15 protein-coding genes are annotated in these 13170 nt (G+C 67.7%); 10 read left to right on the top strand and 5 right to left on the bottom strand.

Features of this window, described 5'->3' with window-relative positions:
* Positions 1-15 precede the first annotated feature (15 nt).
* Positions 16-3018: a bifunctional proline dehydrogenase/L-glutamate gamma-semialdehyde dehydrogenase PutA gene (putA, locus tag GON01_RS01865; RefSeq protein WP_157025436.1), complete on the top strand. Its 3003-nt coding sequence runs from the start codon at positions 16-18 to the stop codon at positions 3016-3018.
* A 36-nt stretch (positions 3019-3054) separates the two neighbouring features.
* Here putA and GON01_RS01860 read toward each other — a convergent pair whose 3' ends face one another.
* From GON01_RS01860 to GON01_RS01850, 3 genes are all read right to left on the bottom strand, one after another.
* A complete protein-coding gene (locus GON01_RS01860; protein WP_157025434.1) occupies positions 3055-3786 on the bottom strand; it encodes an extensin-like domain-containing protein in 732 nt (243 codons plus the stop codon).
* Between the two features lie 93 nt (positions 3787-3879).
* Positions 3880-4533, bottom strand: a complete 654-nt coding sequence (locus GON01_RS01855) for an NUDIX hydrolase (RefSeq protein ID WP_157025432.1) — start codon at positions 4531-4533, stop codon at positions 3880-3882.
* Positions 4530-5426 (bottom strand): LysR family transcriptional regulator, encoded by an 897-nt coding sequence (locus GON01_RS01850; protein WP_157025431.1) that lies wholly within the window; start codon positions 5424-5426, stop codon positions 4530-4532. Before GON01_RS01850 ends, GON01_RS01855 begins: the two co-directional genes overlap by 4 nt.
* An 86-nt stretch (positions 5427-5512) precedes the next feature.
* On the opposite strand from GON01_RS01850, the gene GON01_RS01845 reads away from it, so the two are divergent.
* Positions 5513-6217 (top strand): pirin family protein, encoded by a 705-nt coding sequence (locus tag GON01_RS01845; RefSeq protein WP_157025429.1) that lies wholly within the window; start codon positions 5513-5515, stop codon positions 6215-6217.
* Between the two features lie 11 nt (positions 6218-6228).
* On the top strand, positions 6229-6807 hold the full coding sequence (wrbA, locus tag GON01_RS01840) for an NAD(P)H:quinone oxidoreductase (protein WP_157025427.1): 579 nt from the start codon (positions 6229-6231) through the stop codon (positions 6805-6807).
* Here the strand turns inward: wrbA and GON01_RS01835 are convergent.
* A complete protein-coding gene (locus GON01_RS01835) occupies positions 6804-6947 on the bottom strand; it encodes a hypothetical protein (RefSeq protein ID WP_157025425.1) in 144 nt (47 codons plus the stop codon). The genes wrbA and GON01_RS01835 overlap by 4 nt on opposite strands.
* An 87-nt stretch (positions 6948-7034) precedes the next feature.
* Between GON01_RS01835 and GON01_RS01830 the strand changes: the two genes are divergently transcribed.
* From GON01_RS01830 to GON01_RS01820, 3 genes are all read left to right on the top strand, one after another.
* Positions 7035-7673, top strand: coding sequence for an RluA family pseudouridine synthase (locus GON01_RS01830; protein WP_309503730.1), 639 nt, complete (start codon positions 7035-7037; stop codon positions 7671-7673).
* The gene (gene arfB / locus GON01_RS01825; RefSeq protein ID WP_157025422.1) at positions 7666-8079 is read left to right on the top strand and encodes an alternative ribosome rescue aminoacyl-tRNA hydrolase ArfB; all 414 of its coding nucleotides are present in this window, start codon (positions 7666-7668) and stop codon (positions 8077-8079) included. Before GON01_RS01830 ends, arfB begins: the two co-directional genes overlap by 8 nt.
* Positions 8080-8178: 99 nt before the next feature.
* Complete coding sequence (locus GON01_RS01820) at positions 8179-8661, top strand: GAF domain-containing protein (protein ID WP_157025420.1); 483 nt, start codon at positions 8179-8181, stop codon at positions 8659-8661.
* Between the two features lie 87 nt (positions 8662-8748).
* Here GON01_RS01820 and GON01_RS01815 read toward each other — a convergent pair whose 3' ends face one another.
* The gene (locus tag GON01_RS01815; RefSeq protein ID WP_157025418.1) at positions 8749-9204 is read right to left on the bottom strand and encodes a universal stress protein; all 456 of its coding nucleotides are present in this window, start codon (positions 9202-9204) and stop codon (positions 8749-8751) included.
* Positions 9205-9333: 129 nt separating this feature from the next.
* Here GON01_RS01815 and GON01_RS01810 point away from each other — a divergent pair, with 129 nt between their 5' ends.
* The 4 genes from GON01_RS01810 to GON01_RS01795 all read left to right on the top strand — a co-directional run bounded on the left by GON01_RS01810 (position 9334) and on the right by GON01_RS01795 (position 13097).
* Positions 9334-10668, top strand: coding sequence for a pyruvate dehydrogenase complex dihydrolipoamide acetyltransferase (locus tag GON01_RS01810; RefSeq protein ID WP_157025416.1), 1335 nt, complete (start codon positions 9334-9336; stop codon positions 10666-10668).
* A gap of 154 nt (positions 10669-10822) precedes the next feature.
* Positions 10823-11248: an endonuclease domain-containing protein gene (locus tag GON01_RS01805; protein ID WP_157025414.1), complete on the top strand. Its 426-nt coding sequence runs from the start codon at positions 10823-10825 to the stop codon at positions 11246-11248.
* On the top strand, positions 11241-12635 hold the full coding sequence (lpdA, locus tag GON01_RS01800) for a dihydrolipoyl dehydrogenase (RefSeq protein ID WP_181600170.1): 1395 nt from the start codon (positions 11241-11243) through the stop codon (positions 12633-12635). The genes GON01_RS01805 and lpdA overlap by 8 nt, the downstream gene beginning before the upstream one ends.
* Positions 12636-12692: 57 nt before the next feature.
* The gene (locus tag GON01_RS01795) at positions 12693-13097 is read left to right on the top strand and encodes a cupin domain-containing protein (protein WP_157025410.1); all 405 of its coding nucleotides are present in this window, start codon (positions 12693-12695) and stop codon (positions 13095-13097) included.
* The last annotated feature ends 73 nt before the right edge of the window (positions 13098-13170 follow it).

Raw genomic sequence — 13170 nt, 5'->3', positions numbered from 1 at the left:
GCGGGACCAAGAGCCATGGATTCCGCAACGTCATCCTTTCACGCCGAACTGAAGCGGCTGCACCGCGCGCCCGAGCCCGAAGTGCTGAAGCCGCTGCTGGCGCATGCACGACTCACCCCCGCCGAGCGCGAGGGCGCCGTTCAGGTAGCGCTGGGGCTGCTCGCCGATCTGCGCGCCGCGCAATCGAGCGGGTGGGTGAACCAGTTCCTGCAGCAATACCGGCTGAACTCGTCGGAAGGCGTGGCGCTGCTGTCGCTGGCCGAGGCGTTCCTGCGCGTCCCCGATCCGGAGACCGCCGACCAGCTGATCGCGGACAAATTCGGCGATGCGGACTGGAGCGCGCACAAGGGCAAGAGCTCGTCCAAGCTGGTCAACACCGCGACCTGGGGGCTGGTGATCGGCAAGGCGCTGGTCAGCGACGGCGGGCAGGGCGGGGTGCTGCGCCGCCTGATCGCGCGCGCCGGCGAGCCGTTCGTCCGCCAGGCGGTCGGCGCGGCAATGAAGATGATGGGCGAAGTCTTCGTGATGGGCCGCACCATCGACGAAGCGATGCGCCGGATGAAGAAGCCGGAAAATCGGGGCTTCACCGCCAGCTTTGACATGCTGGGCGAGGCGGCGCGCACATTCCCCGACGGCCAGCGCTATTTCGACGCCTATCGGCGGGCCATCGAGGCGGTCGGGTCCGATCCGGCGGCCGGCCATTCGGTCTCGGTCAAGCTGTCGGCCCTGCACCCGCGCTACGAAGTGCCGCAATGGGAGCGCTGCGTTCCCGCGCTGACCGAGATGCTGGAGGCGCTCTGCATCGAGGCGGCGCAGAAGGGCATCGCGCTGACCGTCGATGCGGAGGAATCGGAGCGGCTCGAAATGAGCCTCCAGATCATCGAGACGGTCGGGCGGCTGCCGGCGCTGAAGGGCTGGGACGGCTATGGCATGGCGGTCCAGGCCTATGGCAAGCGTTGCCGCGCGGTTATCGGCTGGGCCGACGCGCTGGGGCAGGAGACCGGACGGCGAATGAACGTCCGCCTCGTCAAGGGCGCCTATTGGGACAGCGAGATCAAGCGCACGCAGGAAGCGGGCCTGTCTGACTACCCGCTGTTCACGCGCAAAGCGGCGACCGACGTCTCCTATCTCGCCTGTGCGAAGGACATGCTGGCGGCCAAGGGCATCGCGCCGGCCTTTGCGAGCCACAATGCGCTGACCGTCGCCACGATCGTCGAATGGGCGGGCAAGTCCCGCGACTTCGAGTTCCAGCGGCTGCACGGCATGGGCGAGGGGCTGTACGAGAGGCTGGTGCGCGAGGAAGGCTATCACTGCCGCATCTACGCGCCGGTCGGCGGACACCGCGACCTGCTCGCCTATCTGGTCCGGCGGCTGCTGGAGAATGGCGCCAATTCCAGCTTCGTCCACCAGCTTGCCGACGAGCGGCTGACCGACGAGGAATTGCTCGCCGACCCCGTCGAGAAGATCGCGAAGGTTGGCGGAGAACGGCACCCGAGCATCCCGCTGCCGCGCGACCTGTTCGCGCCGGAACGGCGGAACAGCGAGGGGATTGATCTTCAGGACAAAGACACGCTGGCGGCCGTGGCAAAGGCGATCTCCGATTGCTCCGGCAAAGGCCCGAGCGGTGCGGAACAGGGCTCCGGCCTTCGCCGGAGCACACCGAGCGAGATGGTGGCGAGGGCACAACAAGCCTATCCCGACTGGACCGCGCGACCGGTGCACGAGCGCGCCGCCTGCCTTGAGCGGCTCGCGGACCTGCTGGAACAGCACCGCACCGAGCTGATGGCGATCTGCGTGCATGAAGCACGCAAGACCATTCCCGACGCGCTCGCCGAAGTGCGTGAGGCCGTCGATTTCTGCCGCTATTATGCTGACCAGGCGCGCGCGCATCTGGTGCCGATCGAGCTGCCGGGGCCGACCGGCGAACGCAACGTGCTGCGCCACGAAGGGCGCGGCGTGTGGGCGACGATCGCGCCATGGAATTTCCCGCTCGCGATCTTTCTGGGCCAGACGGTCGCGGCGCTGGTCGCCGGCAATGCCGTTGTCGCCAAGCCCGCGCCGCAGACGCCGCGCATCGCCGCGCGCGCGGTCGAGCTGGCGCATCAGGCCGGCATTCCGGAGGACGTGCTGATCCTGGCGCCGGGCGGGCCCGAAGTCGGTGCCGCCCTGGTCGCCGATCCGCGCGTCGCCGGCGTCGCCTTCACCGGATCGACCGCCACCGCGCGCAAGATCGCGCGGGAGTTGCTGGCGAACGAGGACCGGCCGCTGGTGCCGCTGATCGCCGAGACCGGCGGCGTCAACGCGATGATCGTCGATTCGACCGCACTGGCCGAGCAGGTGGTGCAGGACGTCGTCACCTCCAGCTTCCGCTCCGCCGGCCAGCGCTGCTCGGCGCTCAGGCTGCTGCTGCTGCAGGAAGAGATTGCCGAGTCGACGCTCGAGATGCTGTCGGGCGCGATGGACACGCTGATCGTCGGCGATCCCGCCGATCCCGCCACAGATGTCGGGCCGGTGATCGACCGCCAGGCCTATGACAATCTGATGGGCCGGCGCGAGGCGACGCGGAACAGCTGGATCAAGACGATCGACGTGCCGGCGGAAGGCAATTTCGTGCCCCCGACCGCGATCCGGCTGCGCAGCATGGACGACCTGAACCGCGAATGGTTCGGGCCGCTGCTCCACGTCGCGACGTGGAAGGCGGGCGAGCTGGAGCGCACGATCGATCACGTCAACGCCAAGGGCTTCGGCCTGACGATGGGCCTGCACAGCCGTATCGCGCGATCGGCCGAGACGGTCGAGGCGCTGGCGCGGGTGGGGAACCTCTACGTCAATCGCTCGATGATCGGTGCGATCGTGGGTTCGCAGCCGTTCGGCGGCGAAGGGTTCAGCGGCACCGGCCCCAAGGCCGGCGGCCCGCATTATCTGCCGCGCTTCTGCGCTGAGCGGGTGACGAGCACCGACACCACCAGCTCCGGCGGCAACGCGACGCTGCTGAGCTTGGACGACATCGGGTTCTGAACCAGCCCCTCTCCCGCAAGCGGGAGAGGGGGTTGGTCACCTGCACGCCCGCCAGCCCAGCTCGCCGCGCGCTGCCTGGTCCAGGTGCAGGTGATCCCGATGCGCGGCGTTGTAGCCCGGGCCCAGCACCGTGGCGAAAACCTTGCACGCGCCGTCGCGGACTTCGCGCAGGAACTGCTGTTCCTTGAGCGTGCCTTCGTTCCAGTCGGCGACGACGGTGACGCGACGGCCGTCGCTGAGGCGGAAGCCAGCCACGTCGAGCGCATTGGCGCGGGCGTGCTCGCTCCAGTCGCCGGTCGCGCGGCCGTACATGCGCCGGCACGAATAGCTGCCGTAATGCTCGACCGTCGTCACGCGCGTACCGAGGAAGCGCTCGGCGGCGGGCTGGACGACCTGCCGCTCCCACACCGCAAGGCCGGCAGCGACGGCGCAGGAGACGTCCAGCCGTTCCGGCCGGAAGCCGGCCGACAGCGCACCGCCTCTGGTCAGCCGCACCGCGTCGTCATAGGCGCATTGCCCGGTTCCGGCGGGCGGCAGCGTGCGGTAGCGGATGCCGGCGCGGAACAGCAAAGTCTCGCACTCGCGCGTGTCTTCCCGCAGGCCGGCGATCTTGCGGCCGGTGAACATGCCGATGGGCTGGGTCAGGTCGAGCGCGGTGAAGGGCGAGTCCTGCGGGTGGGCGCGGGTCCAGACCAAATACCAGCAGATCAGCGCGATCAGGACGAGGGCGAAGATCGTCGCGCGCCATAACCGGCCAGCTATTCGCATCACCTTCTCCGTCATCCCGGGCTTGATCCGGGGCTAGCTTCTTCCGGCGAGGGTAGACGGTGAGTCCCGGCTCAGGCCCGGGATGACGAGCTACTATCCCCGGATCACGCTCGTCCATTTCTCCGCCGTCACCGGATAGCCGAGGCCGTCCGGGATGCAGAGCCAGGGTCCGTCCTCGCGCTCTTCGTGAAACGGCGTGATCGGGACGATCGGATGGGCGAGGGCGTGCGCCACCGCTTCGTCGAAGCTGCCGAACTGGGCGAGTCGTTCGAGGTTGCGGCGGGTCGGGAAGATGATGTCCGCTTCGCCGCGATCGCACATGGCGAGCACGTCGCTCGCGCTCGACCAGAAAGCGCGGACGGTCTCGCCTCCGTCCACCTTCGGTTCGGGCGCATCGGCGGACACGGCCGCGATGTAGAAGCGCGTGTCGAAATTGCGGGCCTGGCGGTGCTTGGGCAGCCAGCGCGCGAACGGCGTCAGGTTGTGGATGTCGAGGCCAAAATCGAAGCCGACTTCCTCGACCGTCTCGCGCAGTGCCGCGATTCGCGCGGCCGCATCCTCTCGCGGCAGCTCCGGGTGCCGCGCGGCGCGGACCTCGTCCTCCGGGTCGATGCGGCCGCCGGGGAAGACAAGCGCGCCGCCGGCGAACGCCATGCCCGCCGCGCGCTGGGTGATCAGCAGCTCCGGCGCGGTGCCGCCGCGGTCGCGGAACAGGACGAGCGTGGCGGCGGGAATCGCTTCGATCATCGGGCGGACTTGCCGGAGAAATGCTCGACAAGGAAGCGGATCAGCGCCTCGACGCGCGCCGGGCGGAGCGGATTGGGCGGCGTGACCAGGTGCAGCGCGATCGGCGGCGGCGACCATTCGGCCAGGACCGCCTCCAGCCTGCGCTCCTCAAGATCGGCCGCAACGATGAAGTCGGGCAGAACGGTGATGCCGAGCCCGGCCCGAAGCGCCGGCAGCATCGCCTCGCCGCTGCTCGACCGCAGCGGACCTTCGGGCTTGACCGAGACCTGCTCGCCGCCGGGCCCGGTGAAGCGCCACACCTCGCTGTTCGCGTACCAGAGGCAGCGATGTTCGGCGAGCTCGGCGGGATGGGAAGGCCGGCCATGGGCGCCGAAATAGGCCGCGCTCGCGACGACATGGGCGCGGATCGGCATCAGCCGGCGGGCGCGCAGCGAGCTGTCGGGGAGCTGCGCGATCCGCAGCGCCACGTCGACTCCCTGCTCGACCAGGTCGATCCTGCGATCGTCGAGGCAGAGATCGATCGTGATCCCGGGATTGTCGCCCAGGAATTCGGCGATCGCCGGCGCGACGCGCTCCAGCCCGAACGTCATCGGCGCGGCGAGCCGGACCAGGCCCTTGGGTGCGCTGGCGGCGTCGCTCGCTTCCTCCTCCGCGCAGACGGCTTCGTCGAGAATGCGGCGGGCGCGGGGCGCCAGCGACCGCCCGGTCTCCGTCAGCGTCAGGGCGCGCGAGGTCCGATGGAACAGACTGGCGCCCAGATGCGCTTCGAGCCGGGTGACGGCCTTGGACACCGTGGCCTTGGACAGGCCGAGCGCCCGCGCGGCAGCGCTGAACGAGCGATGCTCGACCACGGCGGCGAAGATCGCCCAGGCTTCGAAATCAGGTAGGCGCATATTCCGAAACGATGAGTTTCCGACGTTTCTCTTTCTGATTCGATCCTGCGCCCTATCTCGATTGCAAGCAAGTCGGGAGACTGACCATGATTGAGAAACGTTCGTTCGAAAGCCTCGGCCATGCCGATCACGGCTGGCTGAACGCCCGCCACCATTTTTCCTTCGCCAATTATTACGATCCGAGGCGGATGGGCTGGGGTGCCCTGCGCGTCTGGAACGACGACGAGATCGCCGCGAACAGCGGCTTCCCGCCGCATCCGCACCGCGACATGGAGATCATCACCTATGTCCGCCAGGGCGCGATCACGCACCAGGACTCGATGGGCAATACCGGCCGCACCGCTGCGGGTGACGTGCAGGTGATGAGTGCCGGCACCGGCGTCCGCCACGCCGAATATAATCTGGAGCCCGAGACGACGACCCTGTTCCAGATCTGGATCGAGCCGAAGCGGCCGGGCGGCGCCCCCAGCTGGGGCGCAAAGCCGTTCCCGAAGGGCGATCGGTCAGGCAGGTTCGTGACGCTCGCCAGCGGCTTTGCCGATGAGATCGAAGCCGGCGCCCTGCCGATCCGCGCCGATGCCCGCGTGCTCGGCGCGACGCTGAAGGCCGGCGAGAGCCTGGACTATGATCTCGGCCAGGGCCGCCACGCCTATCTGGTGCCGGCGACCGGCGCGGTCGATGTCGATGGCACCGCACTCAAGGCCCGCGACGGCGCCGCGCTGACCGGCGGCGACACCATCCGCATCACGGCCCGCGAGGATGCGGAGCTGGTGATGGTCGACAGCGAATAAGGAGAAAAGAAATGTCCAAGGTTCTAGTCCTCTACTACTCCACCTTCGGCCACATCGCGCAGATGGCGGATGCGGTCGCCGAAGGCGCGCGGGAGGCCGGCGCGGAGGTCGATGTCCGCCGCGTGCCCGATCTTCCCGGCGTCCAGGCCGCGCGGCCGGACGCGCCGACGCTCGATGTTGCCGAGCTTGCCAACTATGACGCGATCGTGGTCGGCACCGGCACGCGCTTCGGCCGGATGAGCGGCCCGATGGCGATGTTCCTCGACCAGGCCGGCGGTCTGTGGGCGTCGGGCGCGCTGAACGGCAAGGTTGGCGCCGCTTTTGCCTCGTCGGCGACGCAGCATGGCGGCAATGAGACGACCCTGTTCTCGATCATCACCAACCTGCTGCACTTCGGGCTGACGGTGGTGGGACTCGACTATGGTTATGCCGCCCAGATGGGCCATGACGAGGTCGTCGGCGGAGCCCCCTACGGCGCGACCACGGTCGCCGGCGGCCGCGGGGAGCGTCAGCCGAGCGAAGCCGATCTGGGCGGCGCCCGCTATCTCGGCCGACGGGTGGCCGAGACCGCAGGCAAACTGTTTGGCTAGGCGGGATTGATCTGCGCGCTGCCGTCCGGATCCGGCAGGAACCGGCGGTAGCGGCGCAGGCACCAACTCAGGAGCGGCGGATTGGTGCGCAGCAAGCGAACCAGGCGGCGGCGCTTCGCATAATCGGCGGTCCAGAACATCGGCCGTCTCCGGCTAGCTCCCGCGAGTCGGCCCATTCCGATCGCGGTGCATGTTCAATGGACCGATTCGCCGCTAGGCGCTGTGTCGTGGTTAACACCCTTTTCATCGATGCCGAGGCGCTGGTGATCGACAAGCCTGCGGGCCTGCCGGTCGATCGGCCCAAGGACGGCACGCCGGCGCTCGCCGACATGGTCGACGATCTGCGCTTCGGCTTCGCGCGGCCGCCAGGCATCGTCCACCGGCTCGACCGCGATACCAGCGGCTGCCTGCTGCTCGCCCGCAACCATGGCGCGCACCGGCGCTTCTCCGCCGCTTTCGCGAATGGAGATGTGAAGAAGACCTATCTCGCGGTGCTGGAGGGTGTGCCCGGGGCGGAAGAAGGCTTGATCGAGCTGGCACTGTCCAAGGTCAGCACCGCCGCTCAGGGCTGGCGGATCATTCCGGCGAAGAAAGGCAAGCCGGCCGTCACGCGCTGGAGCGTGCTGGACGTGAAGGACGGCCGCGCGCTGGTGCGCTTCGAGCCGCAGACCGGCCGCACGCACCAGCTTCGCGTGCACGCCGCGAGCGGCCTCGGGCTGCCGATCGTCGGTGATCCGACCTATGGGCGAGGCGGCCCATCGATGCTGCTCCACGCCATGCGGATCGTCGTGCCGCGCCACAACAAGCCCGCGATCGACGTGGAGGCACCGCTGCCCGAACGGTTCGGGGCGTTCGCGCATGGCTAAGGTCGAATGGCCGCCGCTGCCCGAAGATGCGCTGGAGGAGCGCTTTCTTGCTGCCACCGGGCCAGGCGGGCAGAACGTCAATAAGGTCGCGAGCGCAGTGCAGCTGCGGCTGGACGTGTTCGCGCTGCGCCTGCGCCCGGACGTCTATACCCGGCTGAAGAGCCTCGCCGGCAGCCGCTGGACCAAGGAAGGCGAGATCGTCGTCACTGCCCGTGCGCACCGCACCCAGGATGCCAATCGCGCCGAAGCCCGCGACCGGCTGGCGGAACTGGTCGGGAGAGCGCATCTCTCGCCCCGCAAGCGCAAGGCGACGAAGCCGAGCAAGGCCGCGAAGGCGAAGCGTGTGGACGCGAAGAAGGAACGCAGCGCGGTGAAGGCGGGGCGAGGGAAGGTGCGGCTGGACTGACCTCCGTTCGAGCTGAGCTTGTCGAAGCCCTCCCTTCTTCTTAGGTCAATGCGGTAAGAAAGGCAGGCCTTCGACAAGCTCAGGCCGAACGGTGTTTCCTTGTTCCACTTTCACATTCAAAGCACGAGCAAGACCGAGCTCTACAACGATCTGCTCGCCGCGCTTGACGCGCTGACGGCGGACGAGCCGGACCCGATCGCCAACATGGCGAACGCGGCGGCCTTGTTGTTCGAGTACCTGCCCGACCTGAACTGGGCCGGCTTCTACCGGCTGATCGACGGCGAGCTGGTGCTGGGGCCGTTCCAGGGCAAGACGGCCTGCATCCGCATCGCGATGGGGAAGGGCGTGTGCGGCACCGCGGCGGAAACGCGCGAAACCCAATTGGTCGCAGATGTGAACGCCTTTGCGGGCCACATCGCCTGCGACTCCGCCTCGGCATCCGAGCTGGTCGTCCCGATCGTCGAGCAGGGGCGGCTGATCGGCGTCCTCGACCTCGACAGCCCCCATGCGGGCCGCTTCGACGCCGGCGATGCCGCCGGCTGCGAGATGCTGGTGAAGCTGCTGGCGCCGCGGATTGCATAGCCGTCATCCCGGCCTTGAGCCGGGACCCACCTTCTACCTTGGTTCTGCGGAAGGCAGGTAGACCCCGGGTCAAGCCCGGGGTGACGATCAGGATAGCCGGTCCACCTCTTCGCGCGAGAGGCTGCCGGGGATGATCATCACCGGACAGGGCAGCTTGCCGGCATCGGCACCGGCGAAATGGGACACCAGCGGGCCCGGCGAGCCGGTCGCGCACGCGCCCAGCACCAGCGCCGCGACGCCGTCATTTTCCGCCAGTAATTCGCGGACGACGTGGACGGGGTCGCCCTGGCGGACCAGGATCGACGGGCGGATGCCCGCCTCGTCGAACAGGGAGCCCGAGACGCTGGCGACCAGCCCCTCCGCGCGCTGGCGCGCCTCGTCCTCCATCGTCGCCTGCACGCCGCCCCAGGCGACAAACTCGGCCGGCTCGATCAGCGCCAGCACAAGCACGGTGCCGCCGGTCTTTGCCGCGCGCCGCGCGGCGAAGCGCAGCGCGACCTCGGCTTCCTCGGTGTCGTCGATCACAGTCAGATAGGTGCGCATGCGCGTGCCCCGTGCCCCCGTTTCGCGCGAAAATGGGGCAAGCGGTGCGCGAGCGCAATATCTTGACCGGTCCGGAGCCTTGGCCGAAGGGGAAGCCCGAACGCACAAGCATTACCCAAGAGGAACACCATGCCGATCGAGCTGAAGATGCCGGCCCTCTCGCCGACGATGGAGGAAGGCACGCTCGCCAAATGGCTGGTCAAAGAAGGCGATGCGGTGAAGTCCGGCGACATTCTCGCCGAGATCGAGACCGACAAGGCGACGATGGAATTCGAAGCGGTGGACGAAGGCACGATCGCGAAGATCGTCGTGCCCGAAGGGACCGACGGCGTAAAGGTCGGCACAGTGATCGCGCTGATTGCGGGCGAAGGCGAGGATGCCTCCGCAGCGACGCCTGCGCCGGCTCCCAGCCCCTCTCCCGCGAAGGCGGGAGAGGGACAGGCCGGCAAAGCCGGCCAGGGTGAGGGCAGTTCCGCGCCAAGTCCCTCACCCTTCCAATCGGCTGGCGCCGATCGGGGCTCTCCCTCTCCCGGGAAAGCGGGAGAGGGGCAGGAAGCCCGCGTCAAAGCCTCGCCCCTCGCCCGCCGCCTCGCCGAAGCGAAAGGTGTCGATCTTGGCGCGCTGCAGGGCTCCGGACCTGGCGGACGGATCGTCAAGGCGGATATCGAGGGCGCGCAGCCTGGCGCCGCGCCGAAAGCGGTTGCCGCAGCTCCGGCTCCCGCCGCCGCGCCCGCGCCTGCTCCAAGTGCACCGCTCGCGCCGTTCGCCACCGAAATCCCGCACGAGGCGGTCAAGCTTTCCAACATGCGCAAGACGATCGCGCGCCGCCTGACCGAGGCGAAGTCGACGATCCCGCATATCTACCTGACGGTCGATATCCGCCTCGACGCGCTGCTGAAGCTGCGCGCGGAGCTCAACTCGGCGCTCACCGGCCGGGGCATCAAGCTGTCGGTCAACGACCTGCTCATCAAGGCGCTCGCCGTCGCGCTTCGCCAGGTGCCGGAATGTAATGTCAGCTTCACGCCGGATAACCTGATCAAATACAATCGCGCCGACATCTCGGTCGCGGTGTCGATCCCCGGCGGGCTGATCACGCCGATCATCGTCGGCGCAGACAGCAAGGGCGTGGCTGCGATCTCGGCCGAGATGCACGAGCTCGCGAACCGCGCGAAGGAAGGCAAGCTCCAGCCGCACGAATATCAGGGCGGCACCGCCAGCATCTCCAACATGGGCATGTTCGGCATCAAGCAGTTCGACGCCGTCATCAACCCGCCCCAGGGCATGATCATGGCGATCGGCGCGGGCGAGAAACGGCCCTACGTGATCGACGACGCGCTCCAGATCGCGACCGTGATGAGCGCCACCGGCAGCTTCGACCACCGCGCGATCGACGGGGCTGACGGGGCCCGGCTGATGAAGGTGTTCAAGGAACTGGTGGAAGCTCCGCTGGGGCTGGTGGCCTAAAGTGCCCTCACCCTCCCACCTTGCTGCGCAAGGCGGGCCCCTCCCTCTCCCGTGGCCGGGAGAGGGGCTATGGGCAGGGGCGCGTCTAGCCCCTCTCCCCGGAGGGGAGAGGGAGGGGCCCGCTCGGCGCAGCCGAGTGGGAGGGTGAGGGCCTATGGCCTATCCGACCTATGCCGAACTCCTCGCTCGCGCCAAATGGATGCGCGCCAACCCGACCGAAGCCGAAAAGCGACTCTGGTCGATGCTGCGCAACCGGCGGTTGGAGGCATATAAGTTCAAGCGTCAGCGCATCATCGCGCCGTACATCGTCGATTTTGTCTGCCTCGGCTCGTGGCTGATCATCGAAGCCGATGGATCGCAGCACGCCGATAACCGCGATGACGAGCGGCGAGACGCCTTTCTCGAACGGGCCGGATTTCGCGTTCTGCGCTTCTGGAACAATGACGTGCTCGGCAATGGCGAAGCCGTGTTCGACGCGATTTGTTCAGCGCTGACAGACCCTCACCCTCCCGCCGCTGCGCGACGGGCCCCTCCCTCTCCCCTTCGGGGAGAGGGGCAAAAAGGAGCATCCCGTGCCTGACACCTACGACCTCATCGTCCTCGGCTCCGGGCCCGGCGGCTATGTCGCGGCCATCCGGGCCGCCCAGCTGGGCCTTAAGACCGCGATCGTCGAGCGCGAGCTGCTGGGCGGCATCTGCCTCAACTGGGGCTGCATCCCGACCAAGGCGCTGCTGCGCTCGGCCGAGGTGTTCCATTATATGCAGCACGCCAAGGACTATGGTTTGGTCGCTAACCAGATCAGCGCCGATCTTGAGGCGGTGGTGAAGCGCTCGCGCGGGGTCGCGAAGCAGCTCAATCAGGGCGTCACGCACCTGATGAAAAAGAACAAGATCGACGTCCATATGGGCGACGGCAAGCTGACCGGGAAAGGCAAGCTCAGCGTCACCAAGGACGGCAAGACGACCGAGCTTTCCGCCAAGAACATCATCGTCGCGACGGGGGCGCGGGCTCGGGATTTGCCCTTCGCCAAGGCCGACGGCAAACGCATCTGGACCTATCGCCACGCGATGACGCCGCCGGAAATGCCGACCAAGCTGCTGGTCGTCGGCTCCGGCGCGATCGGGATCGAGTTCGCGAGCTTCTACCGCGACATGGGTGCGGACGTAACCGTCGTCGAGATGCTCGACCGGCTGGTGCCCGTGGAGGACGCCGACGTGTCCGCTTTCCTCGAGAAGGCCGTCAAGAAACAGGGCATGAAGACGATGACCGGCGCGGGCGTCGAAAAGCTCGAGGTCGGGGCGAACGGCGTCAAGGCGTCGGTCAAGGGCAAGGACGGCAAGACCGTCACCGACGAGTTCAGCCACGTCATCGTCGCGATCGGGATCGTGCCGAATACGGAGAATATCGGCCTCGAAACGCTCGGCGTGAAGACCGATCGCGGCCACATTGTCACCGACGGCATGTGCCGCACCAATGTCGACGGCATCTGGGCGATCGGCGACGTGACCGCGCCGCCCTGGCTGGCGCACAAGGCGAGCCACGAAGGCGTGATCGCGGCCGAGGCGATCGCCGGCAAGCGCCCGCACGCGATGGACCCGAAGAACATTCCCGGCTGCACCTATTGCCGCCCGCAGATCGCCAGCGTCGGCCTGACCGAGGCCAAGGCCAAGGAGGCCGGCTACGAGGTCAAGGTCGGCAATTTCCCGTTCATCGGCAACGGCAAGGCGATCGCGCTGGGCGAGCCGGAAGGATTCGTGAAGACGGTGTTCGACGCGAAGAGCGGCGAGCTTTTGGGCGCGCACATGATCGGCGCCGAAGTGACCGAGCTGATCCAGGGTTACACGGTCGGAAAGACCGGCGAGCTGACCGAAGCCGAGCTGATGGAAACGGTGTTCCCGCACCCGACGCTCAGCGAGATGATGCACGAAAGCGTGCTGGCAGCCTATGGGCGGGCACTGCATATTTGAGCTTGGGGAACCAGCCCCACACACTCCCGTTACGCTCCCAGACCGAACGGAGGGCATATGAAACAGGGATATGTCGACGATATCGAGCGGGCGACGCTCGACAATGAGACGTTCCGCACCGTGCTCTACACGGGCGAGCATCTGCAGCTGGTCGTGATGACGCTGAAGCCGGGCGAGGAGATCGGCGAGGAGGTCCATGACGACGGCGACCAGTTCTTCCGCTTCGAAACCGGCAAGGGCGAGGTGCTGATCGACGGCAAGGCCAATCCGGTCGCGGATGATTTCGGCGTGATCGTGCCAGCCGGCGCGCGGCACAATGTGCGGAACACCGGGTCCGAGCCGCTGAAATTCTACACGATCTACGGGCCGCCCGAGCACAAGGACAAGGTCGTGCACCGCGACAAGGCGCAGGCTGACCGCGACCACGACAACGATCATTGGGACGGCGGCACGACCGAGTGAGCGCGCTCGGTTCGCCGCGCGATTTCGGAACATAGGCACAGTCACGGCGTTCGGCGGCTCTGGAGGAGAGAGC

It is taken from the genome of Sphingomonas horti (genome assembly GCF_009753715.1).
GTDB classification, from domain to species: domain Bacteria; phylum Pseudomonadota; class Alphaproteobacteria; order Sphingomonadales; family Sphingomonadaceae; genus Sphingomonas_B; species Sphingomonas_B horti.
The sequence above is the reverse complement of the archived record's forward strand: the minus strand, read 5'-3'. Positions and strand labels throughout refer to the sequence as shown.